Source organism: Halomonas sp. NCCP-2165, from assembly GCF_023708045.1.
In the GTDB taxonomy this organism is placed as follows: Bacteria; Pseudomonadota; Gammaproteobacteria; order Pseudomonadales; family Halomonadaceae; genus Bisbaumannia; species Bisbaumannia pacifica.
Window position 1 is genome coordinate 1 of sequence record NZ_BRCY01000042.1, and the last position, 21,668, is coordinate 21,668.

Sequence of the window (21,668 nt, forward strand, 5' to 3'; positions counted from 1 at the left end):
GCCCCGGCCCAGGCCGATCCCCTGCCCCCGGGCCGCTTCGCGGCGACCCGCGAGGCGGCCAGTGGCGAGCGAGGGCAGGCGGCCCGGGACCTCGGCCCCGAGGCGAGCCTCGCCGGGGACGAGGACGAGCTCGGCCAGCTGGCCGCCCGGGAGGCCGCCGAGGCGCGCTATATCGCCGCCTGGACCCGCCAGGTGGAGGCCTTCGGCAATCGTCACTACCCGCTGTCGCCGACCCTGGAGGGACAGCTGCGGATTCGCGTGGTGGTGGGCCGCGAGGGTCAGCTGCGCCGGATAGAGGTGGTACAATCCTCGGGACACCCCGAGCTCGACCAGGCCGCCCTGACCACGGTGCGCGACGCCGGCCCCTACCCGCCCTTCGACGGCGAGATGACCGGCCTCGATAGCCTCTCCATCACGCGCGTCTGGCGCTTCGGGAAAGGTAACGACTTCGGCGTGCCCTGACGCCCGGGAGACCCATGCAAAGCTTGAAGAATCATTTCCTGCTGGCCATGCCGCAGCTCGAGGATCCCAACTTCGCCGGCAGCCTCAGCTACCTGTGCGACTACGACGACAACGGCACCATGGGGGTGATCGTCAACCGCCCCATGGAGATCACCCTGGACGCCCTCTTCGACCAGCTCGAGCTGGGCGGTGACATGCCCCACCACGCCGATGCCCCGGTCTACTTCGGCGGCCCGGTGCACAAGGATCGCGGCTTTATCCTGCATCGCGGCAGCAGCGCCGACTGGGACTCCAGCATCCAGGTCACCGAGGACATCGCCCTGACCACCTCCCTGGACATGCTCCAGGCCCTGGCCGAGGGGCGTGGCCCCAGCCAGTTCCTGGTCTGCCTGGGCTGCGCCGGCTGGGAAGCGGGTCAACTGGAGGGCGAGCTCAAGGAGAACAGCTGGCTCACCGTGGAGGGCAACGCCGATATCCTCTTCTCGGTGCCCCCGGAGCAGCGCCTGCAGGCCGCCGCCGGGGCCCTGGGCGTCGACCTGACCCTGATGAGCCGCGAGGCGGGGCACTCCTGATGGCCGCGGCGGGCGAGCGACTGATCCTGGCCTTCGACTTCGGCACCCGGCGCATCGGCGTGGCGGTGGGCAACGAGCTGATCCACAGCGCCCGGGAGCTGGAGCCGCTGCCGGCCCGGGACGGCATCCCCGACTGGGCCCAGGTGACGCGGCTGGTGGAGGAGTGGCGTCCCGACCTCTTCGTGGTCGGGCTGCCGATCAACATGGACGGCAGCGAGTCGGAGATGAGCACCCGCGCCCGCAAGTTCGGCAAGCGCCTCTATGGTCGCTACGGCAAGCCCTGCGAGCTGGTCGACGAGCGCGGCTCCACCCGCGAGGCCAAGGCCATCGCCCGGGAACAGGGCCACCGCGGCAACTACCGGGAAGACGGCATCGACGGCCTGGCCGCGGTGCTGATCCTCGAGGGCTGGTTCGCCGGCCGCGAGGGCCTGCCCGGCGGCCGCCACAGTCATACCTAAAGGACTTCACGATGACACTCCCCGAGATACCCGCCCTGCTCGACAGCCTCGAGGCGCGCCTCGAGCTCTGCCTCGACCGCCTGGCGGTGGACCGCGACCGACTGGCCCTGGTGGGCATCCACACCGGCGGCGTCTGGGTCGCCGAGCAACTGCATATGCGCCTGGGCCTGCCCACGCCCCTGGGCACCCTGGATATCGGCTTCTGGCGCGACGACTTCGACCACCAGGGCCTGCCGGAGGGCATCCGCGCCAGCGACTTGCCCTTCCCGGTGGAAGGCCGCGATATCCTGCTGGTGGACGACGTCATCATGTCCGGGCGCACCATCCGCGCCGCCCTCAACGAGCTCTTCGACTACGGCCGGCCGCGCCGCGTGCTGCTGGCCAGCCTGCTCTCCCTGCCGGGCCGCGAGCTGCCCATCCAGCCCGACGCCTGCGGCGCCGAGCTGAGCCTGGCCCCGGGCCAGCGGGTCAAGCTCCAGGGCCCCGATCCCCTTACCCTGTCGCTGGTCGAGCGACGCTGATCTTCCAGGAGGCTCCGTGATCGACCCCGCATCCCGCCCGGGCACCCCGGCCCAGGTCCAGCTCGGCGATGATGGCCGGCTGCGTCATTTCATCGATATCGAGGGCCTGCCCAAGGCGCTGCTCACCGAGATCCTCGACACCGCCGACAGCTTCCGCGGCGTCCAGGAGGCCCAGGTCAAGAAGGTGCCGCTGCTGCGTGGCAAGACGGTGGCCAACCTCTTCTTCGAGAACTCCACCCGCACCCGGGCCACCTTCGAGCTGGCCGCCAAGCGCCTCTCGGCGGACGTGCTCAACCTGGATATCAAGACCTCCTCCACCGCCAAGGGCGAGACCCTGCTGGACACCCTGCAGAACCTCGAGGCGATGCAGGCGGACGCCTTCGTGGTGCGCCACTCCGACTCCGGCGCCGCCCACTTCATCGCCAGCCAGGTGACCCCCCGGGTGGCGATCATCAACGCCGGGGACGGGCGCCATGCCCACCCCACCCAGGCGATGCTCGACATGCTGACCATCCGCCGCCACAAGGGGGATTTTTCCCGCCTGCGGGTGGCCATCGTCGGCGATATCCTCCACTCCCGGGTGGCGCGGTCGCAGATCCTCGCCCTCAACACCCTGGGCGCCGCCGAGGTGCGGGTGGTGGCGCCGCGCACCCTGCTGCCGGTGGACGTCGAGGCCCTGGGCTGCCGGGTCTTCACCCGCCTGAGCGAGGGCCTGGCCGGCGCCGACGTGGTGATCGCCCTGCGCCTGCAGAAGGAGCGCATGGATGGCGCCCTGCTGCCCTCCGAGAGCGAGTTCTACCGCCACTACGGCCTGACCCGGGACAGCCTGGCCTGGGCCCATCCGGAGGCCATCGTCATGCATCCGGGGCCCATCAACCGCGGCGTGGAGATCGAGTCCGCGGTGGCCGACGGCCCCCGCTCGGTGATCCTCGACCAGGTCACCAACGGCATCGCCGTGCGCATGGCGGTGCTGTCGATGGCGGTCAGCGGGCAGACGCGGGAGCGGGAACAGCGGCGGCAGGAGACGCAGGTATGAGAGTGATGACATGGCACCAGGGCGCCGACATGGATGGACGGGCCGGGGCGCAGCGGCGGCAGGAGATCCAAGCATGAAGCTGACACTCAAGGGCGCCCGGGTGATCGACCCGGCCAGCGGCATCGACCGCGTCACCGACCTGCACCTGGCCGCCGGGCGCATCGTCGGCCTGGACGCGCACCCCGACTTCCACGCCGAGAAGGTGCTGGAGCTCGCCGGCAAGTGGCTGCTGCCGGGCCTGGTGGATATCGGCGCCCAGCTGCGCGAGCCCGGCCCCCGCTACAAGGGCAGCCTGGAGAGCGAGTCCGCCGCCGCCCTGGCCGGCGGCTACACCCGGGTGGCGGTGCGCCCCGACACCAGCCCGGTGCTCGACAGCGCCTCCCAGGTACGCACCCTGCACGACCGCGCCCAGGAGGTGAACGGCGTGCGGGTGGTGCCCCTGGGGGCCCTGACCCAGGGCCTGGAGGGACGGCTGCTGGCCAATATGGCCGGCCTCCAGGGCGCCGGCTGCGTGGCCCTGACCAACCTGCGCCGGCCCCTGGCCGATGCCCGGGTGCTGCGCCGCTGCCTGGAGTACGCCGCCACCCACGATATCCCGGTGCACTTCCAGGCCCAGGAGGCGGCCCTGGCCGCCGGCGGCTGCGCCCACGAGGGGGCCCTGGCCTCGCGGCTCGGCCTGCCCGGCATCCCCGAGAGCGCCGAGACCACCGCCCTGGCCCAGTGGCTGCTGCTGATCGAGCAGACCGGGGTGCGCGCCCATGTGGCGCATCTCTCCACCGCCCGGGGCCTGGAGATGGTCGCCGAGGCCAAGGCCCGCGGCCTGCCGGTGACCTGTGACGTGACCATGGCCCAACTGCACTGGACCGACGCCACCCTGGCCGGCTTCGACGCCAACTTCCACCTGGAGCCGCCGCTGCGCCGCGAGGCGGATCGCCAGGCCCTGCGCCAGGGCGTGGCCGATGGCCGCATCGACGCCATCGTCAGCGGCCACCTGCCCCACGAGCAGGCCGCCAAGCTGGCCCCCTTCGCCGCCTCCGAGCCCGGCATGAGCAGCCTGGAGACGGTCTGGGCCCTGGGCCAGGCACTGGTGGACGAGGGCGTGCTCGACCCCCTGACCCTGGCGGCGCGGCTCTCCCTGGGCCCGGCCCGGGTGCTCGGCCAGGGTGGCGGCGGCCTGGCCGCCGGCGAGGTCGCCGACCTGGCGGTCTTCGACCCCGAGGCCGAGTGGACGCCGAGCGGCGAGTCCCTGCGCTCCGCGGGCCTCAACACCCCGCTGCTGGGTCGGCCCCTCAAGGGCCGCGCCCTGCTCACCCTGGTGGAGGGTGATATTCGCCATAGCGGCTTCCTGTGATGCAGGGCGGTTTCATATAAAACCGCCTTGACCCGGATCAAGGCGCGACCGGGGATGGGTATCGATACTGAGGAAAATGCCCAGGCGAGGAGCCTCACCGATGACCATCCCCTATGCCAAGCCGCCGGTCTCCATCGATCGCCCGGAGCGCCTTCGCGACTACCTCCAGGGCGACCGCGTCCTGCGCGAGCTCGAGGCTTACGCCCCTGCCGCCCTGGATCGCCTGATCGATGACCTGACCCATCCCCTGAGCGCTCCCTTCGAGCGCGCCGTGGCACGGGCCCTCGATGCCGAGCGCCTGCCCGGCTTCGTGCCCGCCGCCACCCTGATGCCCACCATGCTGACCCGCTTAGGCCTGCCCGCCGAGCTGGCCACGGACAAGGCACTCATGGCCCAGCGCCGCACCTGCAACCGCTGCCCCCGGGTAGGCCACTGCTGGCAGGCCTTGCGTCACGGCGCCCAGGCTGATGAGTGCCGAGGCTTCTGCCCCAATGCCGAGGCCTTTACCGCCATCGATGAGGCAGCTGAGAGGCGCTGAACCGGACTATCGCCGCCGGTTTAGGACAACCAGGTGGGCTTTCGAGGGGGCCTGGAGTGAGTGCATAGGCCCCTGAGCCTGGACACGCCCCATCGGGCTATTGCCGCCGGCATAGGGCAACCAGGCGGGCTTTCGAGGGGATGCCCAGTTTGGCGTAGGCCCGCTTGCGGTAGGTCTCGGCGGTGGAGAGGGCCACCTCGAGCTCCAGGGCGGCGCTCTTGAGGGTATGGCCGTGCAGCAGGCGCAGGCAGAGCTGGCGCTCGCGCTCCGAGAGGGGCGCCAGCACCGCCTCCTCTTCAGGGGTGAGGCGCGCCTCGGCCGGGCGCGGGGCGCCGTAGTGGCGGCGGATCAGGCTGGCCAGCAGCGGCGCCAGGGCATCCAGGGTGGCCAGGTCGTCGGCGTCGAAGGGACCCGCCTCCCGGCCCCGGTAGAGGTTGAGGGTATAGGCGCCCTCGGCCTCGCGCAGGGTCAGGGCCACCTTGTCCACCAGGTCGGGGAAGGCGAACAGCGAGCCCCGGTAGCTCGCCGGCATTGCTTCGGCGCGCATCGGTGCCAGCTCCAGTGCCGGCGAGGCGGCCTCCGCCAGGCGCCGGTAGTTGGGGTCGTGGCGGAACAGCCCCCCGGTATAGAGGCGCGCCAGGCGGTCGGCCAGGCGCGGCTGGCGGGCGTTGTCGGCGAGCAGGCAGTCGACTCCCTCGGCGGCGTCGTAGGCGAAGATCATGCACTGCTCGATGCGCGCCCCTTCCCGCAGCAGGGCCAGCAGGCGCGCCTCGAAGTCGGCGCCGCCCAGGGCCTCGACGCAGTCGGCCACCCCGGCCAGCAGGACGGGCCAGCGATCGGATGGCGGTGTGGGCCGAGTCATAAGGCGCTCCTCGGAATGGCCTGTCCCGGTATCTGTGGCTTGCGATTAGGCGATGATGGTGGGATAGGCCGGGTCATCAGGCTCTCCTCGGGATGGCCTGTCCCGGCTTTTGCGGGACAGGCGGACATGGCGTCGCGGGCTAGGCTGGCCTCCACAACCCTAACAATGGAGCCGCCCATGCGACCCGCCGGACGCGCCGAGAGCGATTCGCTCTACTTCGATTATCCGCATTTCCCCTTCGTTCGTCCCCCCGAGCTGGACGGCGAGGTGCACCGCCACCGGGTGGCCATCGTCGGCGCCGGCCCGGTGGGCGTGACCGCCGCCCTGGAGCTGGCCCGTCACGGCATCGACTGCGTGGTGCTCGACGGCAAGGCCACCGTCAACGATGGCTCCCGGGCCATCTGCCTCTCCCGCCACAGCCTGGAGATCCTCCAGCAACTGGGCGTCGATCGGCGCTTCGTTGCCAAGGGACTGGGCTGGACCCGGGGGCGGACCTACTTCCGCGACCGAGAGATTTACCGCTTCGAGATGCCCCACTCGGATCAGCAGCGCTTCCTGCCGATGGTCAACCTGCAGCAGCAGTATATCGAGCAGTTCCTGATCGACCAGGCCGCCGAGAGCGAGCGGGTGGAGTTGCGCTGGCAGAGCGTAGTCAGCGGCGTCAGCCAGGATGCCGACGGCGTCACCCTGACGGTCAGCACGCCCGAGGGCGACTATGCGCTGGCCTGCGACTACCTGCTGGCCGCCGATGGCGCCCGCAGCGTGGTGCGCAAGGCCCTCGGCCTGGCGCTGCACGGCGAGGCCTACGAGGGGCGCTACGTGATCGCCGACGTGCGCCTTATGTCCGACTTTCCCACCGAGCGCCGCGCCTTCTTCCACTCGGCGGCGCTGCCCGAGGCCACCATCCTGGTCCACAAGCAGCCCGACGATATCTGGCGTATCGACTACCAGCTAGGCCCCGACGAGGACCCCGAAGCGGCGGTTCGGGAAGAGGTGATCCGCGACAGGGTAGGGCTGATCATCCGCGAGGTGATGCAGGAGCGCGGCGACTGGGAGCTGGAGTGGTGGAGCCTCTACAAGGCCCATACGCTAGCGCTGGACGACTATCGCCATGGGCGGGCGCTATTTATCGGCGACAGCGCCCACCTGGTGCCGATCTTCGGGGTGCGCGGCCTCAACAACGGCCTGGCCGACGCGGTCAACGCCGCCTGGAAGCTGGCCTGGGTGCTCCAAGGCCGGGCGCCGGCACGGTTGCTCGACAGCTACACCCCGGAGCGGCGCGGCGCCACCCTGGACGTCTTCGCCAATGCCGGCAAGAGCACCCGCTTCATGACGCCGCCGAGCCGCGGTTACCGGCGGATGCGCGACGCCGCCCTGGCCCTGGCGCTGGATAACGACTACGCCAGCCCCTTCGCCGACCCCCGCCAGGTGACCCCCTACACCTACGCCGAGGGCCCCCTGACCCTGGCCGACCGGGATGCCTTCGCCGCCGGCCCCCGGCCCGGGGCGCCGCTGATCAACCGCCGCCTGGGCGATGACGACTTCCTGCTCGATCACCTGGGAACGGGCTTTAGCCTGCTGCTGTTCGGCGAGGCGAGCCCCACGCTTGCCGCCGCCCTGGGCGAGCATCCGGAACTCGCGGTGCTGCACCTGGGCGTGGAGGACTCCCCCCTGGGCCGGGCCCTGCCCGGCGACAGTACTCTCTTCGCCGCCTACGGCGCCGAGCCGGGCAGCGCCTACCTGGCGCGCCCGGATCGCCACCTGGTGGCGCGCTGGAAGCGCCCCACTGCCGCCGACCTGAACGACGCCCTGAACACCGTCCTGGGAGACGCCCGACCATGACCACTTCGACACTGCCCTTTGATGATCTCGAGCGGGTCTACGAGCGCCTGGCCGAGGCCCTGGATGACTTGCCCGAGGCCCAGGAGACCCCTTTCCTGGCCCAGCTGGCGCTGGCCCTGGCCCATCGCATCCCCGACTTGAGCGAGGTGGAGGCGGCCATCCGGGAGGCCCGCCGAGCCAGCGAAGACGCCGGGAAGTGAGCGATCGCTGACCTGGGTCAAGGCAGGGCAGCGGTCGGGGGCCGATACTGAAGGAAACCCCCGCGATACGAAGATCGTCGCCATGCCCACCTCCTCATCTACCACCGCCTCCCAGGGCACCCTCCTCGCCGACGCCCTGAGCGACTACCTGGCCGGCGAGCACGCCCTGCTCGAACTCAGGTACTGCGCCCCCAAGCGGCTGAGCGCGCTGATTCACGACCTCGCCCGGCCGCTGCACCCGCCCCTGGAGCGGGCCCTGGCCCGAGGACTGAACAGCGGCGAGCTGGCGGACTGGCTGGGCCCCGCCGAGACCCTGATGCCGGCGATGATGGCGCGCTTCGGCCTCGACCCCGAGGCCTGGGCCGCGGCTCCTCAGGCCGCCGAATGGCGGGTCACCTGCCGGGCCTGTCCGCATATCGGCACCTGCTGGCAGGCCCTGCGCCGCGATGCCGACGCCGAGGCGTGCCGCGCCTTCTGCCCCAATGCCGAGGCCTTTACCGCGGCTGGCCGCGAGTCGGGGCATTGATCTCTCTCGGCCTCGGCGAAGTCTCAGGGCGACGACGGCGCGTCTTCGGCATCCCCCACCGCGGCCCGGGTCTGCCAACTTCGCAGCCGCCAAGCGAACACCAGCCCCAGGACGAGTAGCCAGAGCCCGGCGCCGGCCAGCAGCCAGCGGCTGTCGCCCAGGCGCAGGATCAGCCCGCCCAGCCCGACCCCCACCGATTGCCCCAGGAAGAGGCAGCCGGCGAACACCGCCATGGCGGTACCCCGGGCGGCGGGCGCCATCTGGGTGGCGTTGATCTGCAGGGTGTTGTGCATCATGTAGAAGCCGAGGCCGGCGACGAAGGCGCCCAGGGAAACCCCCATGGGGGTGGGCGCCAGGGCCAGGGCGAGGAAGCCGGCCCCCATCAGGGTGCCGCCGCCCAGCGCCAGGCCGGCCTCGCCCAGGCGCCGCACCAGCAGCCTGGCCAGGGCAGCGAAGATCAGCCCGCCGACCCCGAACAGCGCCACCGCCAGCCCGGCCCGGGTCAGCGACAGGCCCTGCCAGCGGTGCAGGTGGCTGGCGGCGAAGCCCAGGGCGCCGAAGGCGGCGATCCCCTCCAGGAACACCAGGGCGAGGAGCCAGCGGGCCCGGGTCTCGGCCAACACGCCACGAATCCGTGCCAGGAAGGCCAGGCCGTCGCCGCCCTCGCCCCGGGGCGAGAGTTCCGGACGCCGCCGCAGGGTGGCGATCAGCAGGATACCCGCGACCAGGAAGACCCCGGCCAGCAGCAGGAAGGCGGAGCGCCAGCCCAGGGTGTCCGCCAGCAGGCCGCCCAGGGTCTGGCCGGCGATCAGCCCCAGCACCGCCCCGGAGAGCATCCGCGCCAGGGCCACCTGGCGCTCGGCATAGGGCACGGTGTCGCCGACCCAGGCCATGGAGAGGGGGATGATGGCGGCAGCGGTGGCGCCGCTCAGGGTGCGAAACAGCAGCAGCATCGGCAGCGACCCGGCCAGGGCCGCACCGAGCGAGCCCAGGGCGCAGGCCAGGGTGGCCAGGCCGATCACCCGCAGGGCGCCGTGGCGATCCCCCAGGGGGCCATAGGCGAGCTGCATCAGGCCGTAGGCCACGGCGAAGAGGGTGATGTTCTGGGCCACGTCGGCCACCGGGCGGGCGAAGGTCTCGGCCAGGGCCGGCAGCATGGCGTCGGTGATGCGCATCGAGGCCATGCTGGCGAAGCCGGCCAGGGCCAACAGCAGGATCATCCGTGAGGCGGCCGGGGCGGGCATGGGTTTTCCTCGTTCAGCGAATCGGGATGGCGGTCTCGTTCTTGATCTCGCGCAGGGCGAAGTTGGAGCTGACCTGGGAGATCCCCGCCAGGGTAAAGAGCTTCTCGTTGAGGAAACGGTCGTAGGCGGCCATGTCCTCGATCACCACCCGCAGCACGAAGTCGGCGTTGCCGGTGGTGGCGAAGCACTGCAGCACCTCCGGGTACTCGAGGATCCGGCGCTCGAACTCGACGGTGTTATCGATATGGTGACGCACCAGAGTCACCATCACCAGGGCGGTGAGGGGCTGGCCGACCCGGGCCGGGTCCACCAGGGCGGTGAAGCGCCGCAGGGTGCCGTTCTCTTCCAGGGCCTTGACCCGTCGCCAGCAGGCCGCCGAGGAGAGGCCGATCTCCTCCGCCAGCTGCTGGTTGGTGATGCGACCCCGGGCCTGAAGCAGGCGCAGGATCTTCTTGTCGTAGGCGTCCAGGGGGGCGTCGGAGGCCATGGCGGGCTCCCTAATGGTTTACACCAAGGTCGAAGGAATCGAGGCCTGTTTCTCCAGGGCTTTCATGAAGAAATATTCTTTCGAATGATGGCGGTTTCGGGGGCAAGTTCGCAAGCACCTTTAGCGGGGCCTTGGCTAGACTGCGGCCAACATAACTCCAAGGCCCATTCCCCGTGAAGGTGGCGACCATGACTACGACCTCCCCCGTCGTCCTCGACGACTACCAGCTCGACGACCGTTACTCCCGCGACACCGGCCGGATCTTCGTCACCGGCACCCAGGCCCTGGTACGCATCGCCCTGCGCCAGGCGCAGCTGGACCGTCGCGACGGCCGCCGCACCGCGGGCCTGATCAGCGGCTATCGCGGCTCGCCCCTGGGCGGCGTCGACCAGGCCCTGTGGCAGGCCAAGGCGGCCCTGGATAGCTACCATATCGACTTCGTGCCGGCCATCAACGAGGACCTGGGCGCCACCATGATGCTGGGCAGCCAGCAGGTGGAGACCGACCCGGACAAGGAGGTCGATGGCGTCTTCGGCTTCTGGTACGGCAAGGGGCCGGGGGTGGATCGCGCCGGCGACGCCCTGAAGCACGGCAACGCCTACGGCAGCTCCCCCAACGGCGGCGTGCTGGTGGTGGCCGGCGACGACCACGGCTGCGTCTCCTCCTCCATGCCCCACCAGTCCGACGTGGCCTTTATGGCCTGGTTTATGCCGGTGATCAATCCGGCGTCGCTGGCCGAGTACGAGGAGTTCGGCCTCTGGGGCTATGCGCTGTCCCGCTACTCCGGCTGCTGGGTGGGCTTCAAGGCGGTCTCCGAGACCGTGGAGAGCGGTGCCTCCATCGAGGTGCCGCCGCTGCCCGACTTCGCCACCCCGAGCGACTTCACCCCGCCGGAAGACGGCCTCCACTACCGCTGGCCGGACCTGCCCGGGCCCCAGCTGGAGACCCGCATCGAGCACAAGCTGGCGGCGGTGCAGGCCTTCGCCGGGGCCAACCCCATCGACAAGCGCCTCTATACCAACGACGGCGCGCGCTTCGGTATCGTCACCACCGGCAAGGGCCACCTGGACCTGCTCGAGGCGCTGCGCCTGCTGGGCCTCGACGAGGCGGCCCTGCGCGAGCTGGGGGTGGAGCTCTACAAGGTCGGCATGGTGTGGCCCCTGCAGCGTCGCGGCATCCTCGATTTCGTGCACGGCAAGCAGGAGATCCTGGTCATCGAGGAGAAGCGCGGCATCATCGAGAGCCAGATCAAGGAGTACATGTCCGAGCCGGATCGCCCCGGCGAGGTGCTGATCACCGGCAAGCAGGACGAGGCGGGCAAGCCGCTGATTCCCTATGTGGGCGAACTGAGCCCGCGGCTGCTGGCCGGCTACGTGGCCGAGCGCCTGGAGCGCTTCTTCGCGATTGACTTGAGCGAACGCCTGAGCAAGCTGGATCGCTGCCGCGCCGAGGCCCAGGAGCTGGGCGGCGTGCGCCGCCTGCCCTACTTCTGCTCCGGCTGCCCCCACAACAGCTCCACCAAGGTGCCGGAGGGCAGCAAGGCCCTGGCCGGCATCGGCTGTCACTTCATGGCCTCCTGGATGGGCCGCCAGACCGAGTCGCTGATCCAGATGGGCGGCGAGGGCGTCAATTGGGTAGGCAAGAGCCGCTTCACCGGCAACGGCCATATCTTCCAGAACCTGGGCGAGGGCACCTGGTTCCACTCCGGCTCCATGGCGATCCGCCAGGCGGTGGCCGCCGGGGTCAATATCACCTACAAGGTGCTGTTCAACGACGCCGTGGCGATGACCGGCGGCCAGCCGGTGGACGGCCAGATCACCGTGCCGATGATCGCCCAGCACGCCGCCGCCGAGGGCGTGAAGCGCATCGTGGTGGTCAGCGACGAGCCCGAGAAGTACCGCGGCCACGAGGGTCAGTTCCCCAAGGGGGTGACCTTCCACCACCGCGACGAGATGGACGCCCTGCAGCGCGAGCTGCGCGAGATTTCCGGCTGCACCGTGCTGGTCTACGACCAGGTGTGCGCCGCCGAGAAGCGCCGCCGCCGCAAGCGTGGCCTGATGCCCGACCCGGCCAAGCGGGTCTTTATCAACCACCATGTCTGCGAGGGCTGCGGCGACTGCTCGGTGCAGTCCAACTGCCTGTCGGTGGTGCCTCGCGAAACGGAGCTGGGGCGCAAGCGCAAGATCGACCAGTCCTCCTGCAACAAGGACCTCTCCTGCGTGGGCGGCTTCTGCCCCAGCTTCGTCACCGTGGAGGGCGGCGAGCTGCGCAAGGGCCAGGGCGTGGGGGTCGACGAGGCCTTCTGGCGCAGGGTGGAGGCCCTGCCGGCGCCCCAGGCCCCGGCGCTGGAGGCGCCTTATGACCTGCTGGTGGGCGGCGTCGGCGGCACCGGCGTGGTCACCGTGGGTCAGCTGATCACCATGGCCGCCCACCTGGAGGGCCGCGGCACCAGCGTGCTCGACTTCATGGGCTTCGCCCAGAAGGGCGGCACCGTGCTCAGCTACGTGCGCCTGGCGCCCGTGCCCGCCGACCTCAACCAGGTGCGCATCGAGTCCGGCCAGGCCGATGCGGTGATCGCCTGCGACATGGTCGTCGGCAGCTCGAAGAAGGCCCTGGACGTGCTCAAGGCCGATACCACCCGGGTGGTGGCCAACCTGGCCGAGCTGCCCACCGCCGACTATGTGCTCTACCGGGACGCCGACATGCAGGCGGACAAGCGCCTGGCGCTGCTGCGCGACGCCGTGGGCGAGGCCAACTTCGCCACCCTGGACGCCAACCGCCTGGCCGAGCAACTGCTGGGGGACACCGTCTTCTCCAACGTCATGATGCTCGGTTTCGCCTGGCAGCAGGGCCTGCTGCCGGTCAGCGAGGCGGCGCTCAAGCGGGCCATCGAGCTCAACGGCGTGGCCATCGACAAGAACCAGCGCGCCTTCGCCTGGGGCCGACTGGCGGCGGTGGAGCCGGACTACCTGCAGCGTCGCCTGGACGAGACGCCGCTGTCCGCCGATGCCGGCCTCGACGAGGTGATCGACCGCAACGCCCGCCTGCTGGAGCGCTACCAGGACCGCACCTATGCCGAGCGCTACGTGCAGGCGGTGGCCCGGGTACGCGAGGCGGAAGCCCGCCTCGAGGCCGGCGAGGCCCTGACCCAGGCGGTGGCCACCCAGCTCTACCGGCTGATGGCCTACAAGGACGAGTACGAGGTGGCGCGCCTCTACACCGAGAGCGACTTCCTCGAGGAGCTCGACGCCACCTTCGGCGGCGACTACACGCTGACCTTCCACCTGGCGCCGCCGCTGCTGGGCGGCCGCAAGGATGCCAAGGGGCGCCCGGTGAAGCGTCGCTTCGGGCCCTGGATGCTCACCGCCATGAAGGGGCTGGCCAAGCTGCGCGGCCTGCGCAACGGCCCCCTCGATCCCTTCCGCTTCAGCGCCGACCGCAAGCTGGATCGCCGCCTGCTGGCGGAATACGAGGCCCTGCTCGACGAGCTGGTGACGCGCCTGGATGACGCCACCCACGCCACCGCCCTGGCGCTGGCCAAGCTGCCGGAAGAGGTCCGCGGCTATGGCCCGGTGCGCGAGGCCGCCGCCGAGCAGGCCCAGGCCCGCCAGGCCAGGCTGCTGGAGGAGCTGCGCAACGGTCGCCCCATGACCATCGCCGCCGAAGTGGCCTGATCGAAGCCTGATCGGTCCCGCCAGAACAGCGCCGCCCTGCTAAGCAGGGCGGCGTTTTGCTATCAGTCTCCGGGCCGGCCAGGGCTTCGGAATCCTCCGAGAAAATCGCTACAATCGATCGGAATAGTCCCGATATCGGTGGGGTAATGGCGTCACCGCAGGGCCTCTATCCATCGAGGGGTGCGACCATGCTGACTTCCATTCGGCTGACCAATTTCAAGAGTTACCGGCAGGCTACGCTGGATCTGGCACCGCTGACCTTCCTGATCGGCCCCAACGCTTCGGGCAAGAGTAATGCCCTGGAGGGTATTCGGTTGCTTAACTGGCTGGCCAAGGGCAAGCGCCTGGACGATATCGAGCGCGATATCCAGGGCGGCGATACCGTGGTGCGCGGCCAGGCCCGCGACCTGTTCCGAGAGGATGGCGAGCCGTTCATGCTGGAGGCACACCTGGCCGAGGCTCCCGAGGGCTGGGGCGACTTCTCCATCAGCATCAATCAGCTCAGCGACCAGTTGGTGGTAGGGGGCGAGCAGATCACTCATCCCGATCAGAGGGTGCCGCTCTACCGGGTGGACAGCGAACCCAACGAACACAGCGACGAGATCAGCGTTGCCTATAACAACTTCCGGAAAGGGCCGAAGAAGCCCCACATCCCCTGCTCCAACCGCCAGGCGGTGTTCTACCAGTTGGAGACCCCCGGTCGCTTCCAGCAATCCCATACCGAGGCCCAGGAACTTATCCCCGCCGTGACCCGCGCCCTGCGCGAGACGCTGCGCACTATCGTCTTCCTCGACCCGCGTCCGGCACAAATGCGTGACTATGAGTATGCCGGCGACAAGCACCTCAAGGAGGACGGTAGCAACCTCTCCGCGGTGCTCTATCAGCTCTGCCAGAGTCCGGAGAGCAAACAGGCACTGCTCGACTTTATCCGCTCGCTGCCGGAGCAGGACATTACCGATATCCGGTTTATCGAGACGCCCCGCCAGGACGTCATGGTCAGCCTGGAAGAGACCTTCGGCGAGCAGCAGCGCTTCGTGGATGCCCCACTGCTCTCCGATGGCACCCTGCGGGTACTGGCCGTGGGCGCGGCACTGCTTTCTGCGCCTGAAGGTGCGCTGCTGGTCATCGAGGAGGTCGACAATGGCGTGCACCCCAGCCGCGCCGATGTGCTGGTCAGGCAGATCCGCGATGTGGCAAGCGAAAGATCACTGCGGGTACTGATGACCTCCCACAATCCTGCCCTGCTGGATGCCCTGCCCGATGCGTCCCTGGCCGATGTGCTGTGCTGCTACCGCGATACTCACCAGGGCGACAGCCGCCTGGTGCGGCTGGGCGATATGGAGCGCTACAGCGAGCTAGTGGCCCAGGGGCCGCTGGGCCAACTGATGACCCGCAAGGTGCTGGAGCGCTTCCTCAAGGACGATACCTCGCCGGAGCAGCGCCGCGATGCGGCCCTGGCCTGGCTGGAGCAGCTCAAGCAGGACACGGAGTCTCAGGGATGAGCGCCATCTGTCTCGTCGATACCTCGGTATTCGTGGAGATCCTCAGGGTCCCCGGGATGGACAGTCACCACGCTGACATCATGGCTGAGCTGGAAGCGCGACTCACCCGGGAAGAATCGTTGTTTCTACCCATGGCGACGATCCTGGAGACCGGTAACCATATCGGCCAGCACGGCGACGGCCGCCAACGACGCGCCTGTGCCCAGCGCCTCGTGCAGCAGGTCGGGGCGGCATTGAAAGGCCAGAGCCCCTTCAAGCCGATCAGCTTCCTGAAGGCCGAGCAGCTGCAGGCCTGGCTGGCGGAATTCCCCGACCATGCCGGCAGAGGAAGCGGCCTGGGGGACCTATCCATCATCCACGACTGGCAGCGACTCTGCGATCAGAACCCGCAGCGCCGCGTCACTATCTGGTCACTGGATCGGCACCTCGCCGGCTTCGATCGTCCGGCCACTTAATGCGCAGATCCGTGCATTAAATGGCATTCAATGCGTGACTCAAGGCGTCTACGCATTAGCCACGCATTACTTGGCATGGCTGTTCTGTGTCACTCCGAGGGCGCCTGGCGGGCCTCCCGCCGGGCGGTGGGGCGCACCAGGCGCCAGTAGACCGCGAGGGCGGTGATGCCGGTCGGGCGATGGCGTTCGTCGGGCGATCGGGGGAGAATGCCCGGTCTTTTTGGCGGACGATAGGCGAGGCGGGATGAAAGGCGTGACGGACGACGAGCGGCCCCTGGCCGGCATTACTCTCCGGTTGCTGTCGGGGGTGCTGTTCACGGCGATGATGGTGTGCGTGAAGGCGGCCAGTACGGTGGCCCCGCTGGGGCAGACGGTATTCTTCCGCTCGGCCTTCGCGCTGCTGCCCATCGTGGTGTTCCTGGCCTGGCGGCGGGAGTTCCCCGCCGGCCTGGCCACCCGGCGGCCGGGAGGCCACCTGCTGCGCTCGGGACTCGGCGCGGCGGCGATGTTCGCCTCCTTCGCGGCGCTGGCGCTGCTGCCGGTGGCCGAGGCGACGCTGCTGGCTCAGCTGACCCCGGTGCTGATGGCGCTGGGCGGCGTCCTGCTGCTGGGCGAGCGGCTCACGGCGCACCGCGCCGGGGCCCTGCTGCTGGCGCTGAGCGGCGTCGCCGTGCTGGCGCTGCCCGCCCTCGGGGCCGGCGAGGCCTCGGCGCTGGGCTATGCGCTGGGGGCGCTCGCGGCCCTGCTCTCGGCGGGGGCCCTGCTGACGGTGCGGCGCATCTCGCGCACCGAGACGCCGGGGGCCATCGCCTTCTACTTTATCCTCGTCTCGGCGCTGGCCGGGCTGGCCACCTGGCCCCTGGGATGGGCCGCCCTCACTGGGCCGCAGCTGGGGCTGCTGGTGCTCTCGGGGCTGTTCGGCGGCGCGGCGCATATCTGCATGACCCTGGCGCTGCGTTATGCGGAGGCCTCGCGGTTGGCGCCCTTCGAGTACCTGGCGCTGATCTGGCCGGTGCTGGCCGACCTGGCGATCTTCGGGCTGACGCCTTCCACCGGCTTCCTGCTGGCCCTGCCCCTGGTGCTGGCCGGGGCGGGGCTGGCGGCGCTGGAGGGGCGCCGGCTCAGATGGCCTCTTCGACGATAAGCTGGGGCCAGCCCTTGGAGCAGGACTCGATGCGCGACTCGACCCGATAGACCCGCCGCAGCAGCTCGGGGGTGATCACCTGGTCGGTGGGGCCGCAGGCGATCAGCCGGCCGCTCTCGAGCACCATCGCCTGGTCGGTGAAGCGCAGGGCATGGCCCAGGTCGTGGAGGGCCACCAGGATCAGCATGTTGCGCTCCCGGGCCAGTCGCCGCAGCACCGTCAGCAGGCCGATCTGGCGATTGAGGTCCAGCGCCGAGGTGGGCTCGTCGAGCATCAGGATCTCGGGCTCCTGGACCAGGGCCTGGGCGGCGCTGACCAGTTGGCGCTGGCCGCCGCTGAGGTCGCCGATATCGCGCTCGCCGAGCGCGGCGATGCCCAGCTCCGCCAGGGCCTGGTCGACCCGTGCCAGGTCCTCGGCCGCGACCTTCAAGGCGCGCCCCTGCATGCGCGCCAGCAGCACCGACTCGTAGACCGTCAGCACCGCCTTGGCGCCGGTGTCCTGGGGCATATAGGCCACCGGGCGCTCGGCGCGGGTGCCGTCGATCACCACCTCGCCCTGGCCCTTGAGCAGGCCGAGGATGCGCCGGAAGAGGGTGGACTTGCCGGCGGCATTGGGACCGAGCAGGGCCACCACCTGGCCGCCCTCGAAGCTTGGGGTGGTGATCTCCGCCAGGATCTGGCGGCGGCCGTAGCCGGCCGAGAGGCGGTCGAGTCGCAGGGTTACCATGAGGCCTTCTTGCGGTTGAGGATAAGGAACAGGAAGAAGGGGATACCCACCAGGGAGGTGATGATGCCGATGGGGATGATGGTGCCGGGCAGGATGACCTTCGACAGCACCGAGCCGATGGAGAGGATCAGAGCGCCGCACAGCGCCGCGCCGGGCAGGAAGAAGCGCTGATCCTCGCCCAGCAGCAGCCGGGCGATATGCGGCCCGACCAGGCCGATAAAGCCGATGGTGCCGACGAAGGCCACGGCGATGGCCGCCAGCAGCGACACCAGCACCAGGACCTCCAGGCGCAGGGCGCGTGGTTTCACGCCCAGGCTCTCGGCCTTGGCATCGCCCAGGCGCATGGCGGTCAGCGCCCAGCCATGGCGGGCCAGCAGCGGCAGCACCGCGGCGAGGACGCCCGCGGCGATCCACAGCTTGGGCCAGGTCGCCTTGGTCAGGCTGCCCATGGTCCAGAACACCACCGCGGCCACCGCCTGCTGGCTGGCGAAGAACTGGATCAGCGCCATCAGCGAATTGAAGATGAACACCATGGCGATGCCCAGCAGCACGATGGTCTCGATGGTGACCCCGCGCCTCATGCTCAGGGTGTGGATCAGGAAGGCGGTGAGCATGGCCATGACGAAGGCGTTGATCGGCACCACGTACTCGATGGCCGCCGGGATGATCGCCACGCCGAAGGCCAGCGCCAGGGCCGCGCCGAAACTCGCCCCGGCGGAGATGCCCAGGGTGAAGGGGCTGGCCAGGGGATTGCTGAGGATGGTCTGCATCTGGGCGCCGGCCACCGACAGGCTGGCCCCCACCACCAGGGCCATCAGCGCCACCGGCATGCGGATCTCCCAGAGGATTACCCGCACCTGCTGGCTGACGGCGTCGGGGGTGAGCAGGCCGCTAATCACCTCGCCCAGGCCGAAGCGGGCCGGCCCCAGGGCGAGGTCGACGCACAGGCTGAGCAGCAGCGCCAGCCCCAGGGCGGCGAGGATCAGTTGGCGCCGGAACACCAGGACGCGATAGAAATCGCGGCCCTGGGGGGCCTCGGCGGCGCTCGTCTCAGTGGTCATGCAGCGATACCCAGTAGCCGGGGGCATAGTCCACCGGCAGGAAGCGCTCGTGCAGCTCCTCCAGGGTGGCCTCGGGGTCGAGGTCGGCGAACAGGTCCGGGTGGAACCACTTGGCGAGGCGCTGCACGGCCACGAAGTAGTAGGGGCTGTTGTAGAACTGATGCCAGATGGCGTGGAAATTGTCTTGCTCCACGGCCGTGATGCCGGTCATGGCGGTGCGCTCGGTGAGTGCCTCGAGCTTGGCCTGGGCACGCTCCAGGTCGGCCCCGGGGCCCACGCCGACCCAGTCGCCGCCGGGGACGTAGGCGTCCCAGTTGCCGCCGGTGACCACCACCTGCTCGGGGTCGGCGGCGAGGATCTGCTCCGGGTTCAGCGAGCCGAAGGTATTGGGGATGATGCCATCGGCGATGTTGCTGCCGCCGGCCAACGCCACGTACTCGCCGAAGTTGCCGGGGCCGAAGCTCATGCAGCAATCCTCGGAGTAGCCGCCGGCACGGTCGATAAAGACCCGGGGGCGCTCCGGGTCGGCCGCGGCGATAACCTCGGTGACCCGGGCCATCTGGGCCTCGGAGTAGGCGATAAAGGCCTCGGCGTCCGCTTCTTCACCCAGCAGCTGGCCCATCAGGCGCATGGACGGCAGGGTGTGGGCGAGCGGGTCTTCGCGGAAGTCCACATAGACGATGGGGATGCCCAGCTCGGCGAGCTTGTCGTCGTAGCCGGCGTCCTCGGTGGCCGTCCTGGCCTCCAGGTTCATCAGTACCACATCGGGGGCCAGGGCGGCGGCCTGCTCCACGTCGAAGGTGCCGTCCTTGAACCCGCCGAAGGTGGGGATCTCCTCCAGCTCGGGGAAGCGCTCGGCGTAGACGGCGTAGTTGTCCGGATCGGCCTGGGAGAAATCCTCCCGCCAGCCCACTACGCCGGCGAAGGGATCCTCGGGTTGCAGGGCGCCGAGCAGATAGATCTGGCGGCCCTCGCCCAGGATCATGCGCTCCACGGGGGCCTCGAGGGTGACCTCGCGGCCGGCGATATCGGTAACGGTGATCTCGTCGGCCTGGGTGGCCACGCCGAGTAGCGTGAGGCTCACGGCACAGGCCGCCTGTAGCAGGGTTTTATGCATGATGGGGGGGCTTCCTCGCCTCTCGTGGGACTGGGACCGCTGAGGTCTGGCGCGATAACACGACTCACCCGCAGGGCGTGTCGTCACTCACCCTTCTTTGCGCCTGGTTATCATTTGTGGGCCGGGCGATTATGCAATAGCCGGGTGGCGGCGTCGAGCCGCCACGTCGCCTGGGGGCGGGAGGGGAGAGGCGCTGGCGGCTATTCCGAGAGCGCCTGGCGGGCTTCTCGCCGGGCGGCGGGGCGCACCAGGCCCCAGTAGACCGCGAGGGCGGTGATGCCGGTCAGGCCGATGGTCAGCGCCAGGGTGCGTGAGCTGTCGTCGTGGAGCTGACCCACCAGGCCCCCCACCAGGGCGGCGATGCCCATCTGCAGGAAGCCGAACAACGAGGAGGCGGAGCCGGCGCACTGAGGGTTGGGGGCCAGGGCCCCGGCCATGGTCTGGGGCATCAGGATGCCTACCCCCATCATGAAGACGATATGCGGCCCCACCACCGCCCAGGCCTGGTAGATGCCGGCCAGGGCCAGCAGGGCCATGGTCGTGCCGCCCAGGGTGCAGAGCAGGGCGCCGCGCAGGATCAGCCGGTCGCGACCCAGGCGGCGGCTATAGCGGCCGCTGATCACCGTGCCGCCGAAGAAGCCGGCGACGATCAGCGCGAAGAGGATGCCGTAGGTGGTGGGGTGGACGCCGATAAACTCGATCAGCACGAAGGCGGAGCCGGAGAGGTAGGCGAAGAGCCCCGAGAAGGCGGCGGCATTGGTCAGGGTATAGCCGACGAAGGCGCGCTGGCCGAGCAGCAGGCGGAAGTTGCCGAGCATGGCGGCCGGGCCGATGGGCTGGCGCAGCTCCCGGGGCAGGGGTTCCGGCAGGGCGAAGATCAGCAGCGCCAGGGCGACCGCCGCATAGAGGGCCAGCACCAGGAAGATCGCCTCCCAGCCGAAGGCCAGCAGCAGGCCGGCGCCCACCACCGGCGCCAGGGCCGGGGCCAGGGCCATGATACTGGCCAGGTGGGAGAGGATGCGTCCGGCCTCCAGGGGGCCGTAGATATCGCGCACCGCGGCGCGTCCCAGCACCGGGCCGGCGGCGCCGCCCAGGGCCTGCAGGAAGCGTCCGGCCAGCAGCCACTCGATGCTCGGCGCCAGGGCGCAGAGCAGGCTGGCGGCGAGGAAGAGGGCGAAGCCCCCCACCATGATCGGCTTGCGCCCGAAGCGGTCCGCCAAGGGGCCGCAGAACAGCTGGGCCAGGGCGAAGCCGGCCATGTAGAGGCTCAGGGTCAGCTGCACCTGATCGGGGCCGGTATTCAGGGCCTCGGCCATGGCGGGCATGGCCGGCAGGTACATATCGGTGGCCAACGGGCCCAGGGCGGTCAGGGCCGCCAGCAGGATCACGGTGGCGGGGGAGGTCAGCCGTAGCACCCGGTTCTCCTTGGAGGCGCGGGAGGCGCGTCCGGTGGTAGTAAGACGAGAAGCGGACGCGGCTGGGGGATAGGGCCGCGCCCGCTTTATTAGGCCGCTTATTATACACCGGCGAGGCAAGGCCTGTCGGGGTGACTCCCTGGGGTGTTAGGAGCGGCGTAGGTCGGGTAAGTGAGCTTCAGCGAGCGCACCCGACGAGCACTGTCGCGGCGTCGGATGCTCTCGCGATATGTCGGATGCTCTCGAGGTGTCGGATGCTCTCGAAACGTCGGATGCTCTCGCTTTGGCTCGTTTATCCGACCTACGCTCGTTTATCCGACCTGCGCGCGTTTATCCGGCCTACGCGCCGACCTAGCTGTGATCTCTCGGTAGGTTGTTCATCCGGAGCCGACCCGGAAAACTGGGGGTGCGAACCAAACCAACCTCCAGGAGGCCCGGATGAACACCCATAAGAATGCCCGTCTCACTCCCCAT

At 69.8% G+C, this 21,668-nt stretch carries 21 protein-coding genes; 14 read left to right on the forward strand and 7 right to left on the reverse strand.

Features of this window, described 5'->3' with window-relative positions; all coding sequences use genetic code 11:
* From NFU04_RS15410 to NFU04_RS15440, 7 genes are all read left to right on the forward strand, one after another.
* The coding region (locus NFU04_RS15410) for a cell envelope integrity protein TolA (RefSeq protein WP_251310306.1) at positions 1-462 on the forward strand (462 nt) is incomplete at its 5' end.
* 14 nt (positions 463-476) lie between these two features.
* Entirely contained in the window at positions 477-1,034 is a 558-nt protein-coding gene (locus NFU04_RS15415; protein ID WP_251310307.1) for a YqgE/AlgH family protein, read from the forward strand.
* Complete coding sequence (ruvX, locus tag NFU04_RS15420; protein ID WP_146803033.1) at positions 1,034-1,492, forward strand: Holliday junction resolvase RuvX; 459 nt, start codon at positions 1,034-1,036, stop codon at positions 1,490-1,492. Before NFU04_RS15415 ends, ruvX begins: the two co-directional genes overlap by 1 nt.
* Positions 1,493-1,503: 11 nt before the next feature.
* The gene (gene pyrR / locus NFU04_RS15425) at positions 1,504-2,013 is read left to right on the forward strand and encodes a bifunctional pyr operon transcriptional regulator/uracil phosphoribosyltransferase PyrR (RefSeq protein ID WP_251310308.1); all 510 of its coding nucleotides are present in this window, start codon (positions 1,504-1,506) and stop codon (positions 2,011-2,013) included.
* A gap of 16 nt (positions 2,014-2,029) precedes the next feature.
* A complete protein-coding gene (locus NFU04_RS15430) occupies positions 2,030-3,049 on the forward strand; it encodes an aspartate carbamoyltransferase catalytic subunit (protein ID WP_251310309.1) in 1,020 nt (339 codons plus the stop codon).
* Positions 3,050-3,122: 73 nt separating this feature from the next.
* Entirely contained in the window at positions 3,123-4,400 is a 1,278-nt protein-coding gene (locus NFU04_RS15435; protein ID WP_251310310.1) for a dihydroorotase, read from the forward strand.
* A 100-nt stretch (positions 4,401-4,500) separates the two neighbouring features.
* Positions 4,501-4,938: a hypothetical protein gene (locus tag NFU04_RS15440; protein WP_251310311.1), complete on the forward strand. Its 438-nt coding sequence runs from the start codon at positions 4,501-4,503 to the stop codon at positions 4,936-4,938.
* A gap of 97 nt (positions 4,939-5,035) precedes the next feature.
* On the opposite strand, the gene NFU04_RS15445 is transcribed toward NFU04_RS15440, so the two are convergent.
* Positions 5,036-5,800: a helix-turn-helix transcriptional regulator gene (locus NFU04_RS15445; protein WP_251310312.1), complete on the reverse strand. Its 765-nt coding sequence runs from the start codon at positions 5,798-5,800 to the stop codon at positions 5,036-5,038.
* 177 nt (positions 5,801-5,977) lie between these two features.
* Between NFU04_RS15445 and NFU04_RS15450 the strand changes: the two genes are divergently transcribed.
* From NFU04_RS15450 to NFU04_RS15460, 3 genes are all read left to right on the forward strand, one after another.
* Positions 5,978-7,642 (forward strand): FAD-dependent monooxygenase, encoded by a 1,665-nt coding sequence (locus NFU04_RS15450; protein ID WP_251310313.1) that lies wholly within the window; start codon positions 5,978-5,980, stop codon positions 7,640-7,642.
* Positions 7,639-7,842, forward strand: coding sequence for a DUF2783 domain-containing protein (locus NFU04_RS15455; protein ID WP_251310314.1), 204 nt, complete (start codon positions 7,639-7,641; stop codon positions 7,840-7,842). Before NFU04_RS15450 ends, NFU04_RS15455 begins: the two co-directional genes overlap by 4 nt.
* An 82-nt stretch (positions 7,843-7,924) precedes the next feature.
* The gene (locus NFU04_RS15460; RefSeq protein ID WP_251310315.1) at positions 7,925-8,368 is read left to right on the forward strand and encodes a hypothetical protein; all 444 of its coding nucleotides are present in this window, start codon (positions 7,925-7,927) and stop codon (positions 8,366-8,368) included.
* Between the two features lie 23 nt (positions 8,369-8,391).
* On the opposite strand, the gene NFU04_RS15465 is transcribed toward NFU04_RS15460, so the two are convergent.
* Positions 8,392-9,612, reverse strand: a complete 1,221-nt coding sequence (locus NFU04_RS15465) for an MFS transporter (protein WP_251310316.1) — start codon at positions 9,610-9,612, stop codon at positions 8,392-8,394.
* Positions 9,613-9,625: 13 nt separating this feature from the next.
* Positions 9,626-10,099, reverse strand: a complete 474-nt coding sequence (locus tag NFU04_RS15470) for an Lrp/AsnC family transcriptional regulator (RefSeq protein ID WP_251310317.1) — start codon at positions 10,097-10,099, stop codon at positions 9,626-9,628.
* A 188-nt stretch (positions 10,100-10,287) separates the two neighbouring features.
* On the opposite strand from NFU04_RS15470, the gene NFU04_RS15475 reads away from it, so the two are divergent.
* From NFU04_RS15475 to NFU04_RS15490, 4 genes are all read left to right on the forward strand, one after another.
* Positions 10,288-13,773: an indolepyruvate ferredoxin oxidoreductase family protein gene (locus NFU04_RS15475; protein ID WP_251310318.1), complete on the forward strand. Its 3,486-nt coding sequence runs from the start codon at positions 10,288-10,290 to the stop codon at positions 13,771-13,773.
* A gap of 188 nt (positions 13,774-13,961) precedes the next feature.
* On the forward strand, positions 13,962-15,275 hold the full coding sequence (locus NFU04_RS15480) for an AAA family ATPase (RefSeq protein ID WP_251310319.1): 1,314 nt from the start codon (positions 13,962-13,964) through the stop codon (positions 15,273-15,275).
* A complete protein-coding gene (locus NFU04_RS15485) occupies positions 15,272-15,730 on the forward strand; it encodes a hypothetical protein (protein ID WP_251310320.1) in 459 nt (152 codons plus the stop codon). The genes NFU04_RS15480 and NFU04_RS15485 overlap by 4 nt, the downstream gene beginning before the upstream one ends.
* A gap of 244 nt (positions 15,731-15,974) precedes the next feature.
* The gene (locus tag NFU04_RS15490; protein WP_251310321.1) at positions 15,975-16,874 is read left to right on the forward strand and encodes a DMT family transporter; all 900 of its coding nucleotides are present in this window, start codon (positions 15,975-15,977) and stop codon (positions 16,872-16,874) included.
* Here the strand turns inward: NFU04_RS15490 and NFU04_RS15495 are convergent.
* From NFU04_RS15495 to NFU04_RS15510, 4 genes are all read right to left on the reverse strand, one after another.
* A complete protein-coding gene (locus NFU04_RS15495) occupies positions 16,852-17,601 on the reverse strand; it encodes an ABC transporter ATP-binding protein (protein ID WP_146803052.1) in 750 nt (249 codons plus the stop codon). The two genes, NFU04_RS15490 and NFU04_RS15495, sit on opposite strands and share 23 nt — an antisense overlap.
* Positions 17,595-18,662, reverse strand: coding sequence for a FecCD family ABC transporter permease (locus tag NFU04_RS15500; protein WP_251310322.1), 1,068 nt, complete (start codon positions 18,660-18,662; stop codon positions 17,595-17,597). The genes NFU04_RS15495 and NFU04_RS15500 overlap by 7 nt, the downstream gene beginning before the upstream one ends.
* On the reverse strand, positions 18,652-19,779 hold the full coding sequence (locus NFU04_RS15505; RefSeq protein ID WP_251310323.1) for an ABC transporter substrate-binding protein: 1,128 nt from the start codon (positions 19,777-19,779) through the stop codon (positions 18,652-18,654). Before NFU04_RS15505 ends, NFU04_RS15500 begins: the two co-directional genes overlap by 11 nt.
* A gap of 200 nt (positions 19,780-19,979) precedes the next feature.
* Positions 19,980-21,194: a multidrug effflux MFS transporter gene (locus tag NFU04_RS15510; RefSeq protein WP_251310324.1), complete on the reverse strand. Its 1,215-nt coding sequence runs from the start codon at positions 21,192-21,194 to the stop codon at positions 19,980-19,982.
* Between the last annotated feature and the right edge of the window lie 474 nt (positions 21,195-21,668).

Bases quoted from the DNA above. Each gene is read 5' to 3' on its own strand.
- NFU04_RS15415 (WP_251310307.1), top strand. From the start codon at position 477: ATGCAAAGCTTGAAGAATCATTTCCTGCTGGCCATGCCGCAGCTCGAG.
- ruvX (WP_146803033.1), top strand. From the start codon at position 1,034: ATGGCCGCGGCGGGCGAGCGACTGATCCTGGCCTTCGACTTCGGCACC.
- pyrR (WP_251310308.1), top strand. From the start codon at position 1,504: ATGACACTCCCCGAGATACCCGCCCTGCTCGACAGCCTCGAGGCGCGC.
- NFU04_RS15435 (WP_251310310.1), top strand. From the start codon at position 3,123: ATGAAGCTGACACTCAAGGGCGCCCGGGTGATCGACCCGGCCAGCGGC.
- NFU04_RS15440 (WP_251310311.1), top strand. From the start codon at position 4,501: ATGACCATCCCCTATGCCAAGCCGCCGGTCTCCATCGATCGCCCGGAG.
- NFU04_RS15445 (WP_251310312.1), bottom strand. From the start codon at position 5,800: ATGACTCGGCCCACACCGCCATCCGATCGCTGGCCCGTCCTGCTGGCC.
- NFU04_RS15450 (WP_251310313.1), top strand. From the start codon at position 5,978: ATGCGACCCGCCGGACGCGCCGAGAGCGATTCGCTCTACTTCGATTAT.
- NFU04_RS15455 (WP_251310314.1), top strand. From the start codon at position 7,639: ATGACCACTTCGACACTGCCCTTTGATGATCTCGAGCGGGTCTACGAG.
- NFU04_RS15460 (WP_251310315.1), top strand. From the start codon at position 7,925: ATGCCCACCTCCTCATCTACCACCGCCTCCCAGGGCACCCTCCTCGCC.
- NFU04_RS15465 (WP_251310316.1), bottom strand. From the start codon at position 9,612: ATGCCCGCCCCGGCCGCCTCACGGATGATCCTGCTGTTGGCCCTGGCC.
- NFU04_RS15470 (WP_251310317.1), bottom strand. From the start codon at position 10,099: ATGGCCTCCGACGCCCCCCTGGACGCCTACGACAAGAAGATCCTGCGC.
- NFU04_RS15475 (WP_251310318.1), top strand. From the start codon at position 10,288: ATGACTACGACCTCCCCCGTCGTCCTCGACGACTACCAGCTCGACGAC.
- NFU04_RS15480 (WP_251310319.1), top strand. From the start codon at position 13,962: ATGCTGACTTCCATTCGGCTGACCAATTTCAAGAGTTACCGGCAGGCT.
- NFU04_RS15485 (WP_251310320.1), top strand. From the start codon at position 15,272: ATGAGCGCCATCTGTCTCGTCGATACCTCGGTATTCGTGGAGATCCTC.
- NFU04_RS15490 (WP_251310321.1), top strand. From the start codon at position 15,975: ATGAAAGGCGTGACGGACGACGAGCGGCCCCTGGCCGGCATTACTCTC.
- NFU04_RS15495 (WP_146803052.1), bottom strand. From the start codon at position 17,601: ATGGTAACCCTGCGACTCGACCGCCTCTCGGCCGGCTACGGCCGCCGC.
- NFU04_RS15500 (WP_251310322.1), bottom strand. From the start codon at position 18,662: ATGACCACTGAGACGAGCGCCGCCGAGGCCCCCCAGGGCCGCGATTTC.
- NFU04_RS15505 (WP_251310323.1), bottom strand. From the start codon at position 19,779: ATGCATAAAACCCTGCTACAGGCGGCCTGTGCCGTGAGCCTCACGCTA.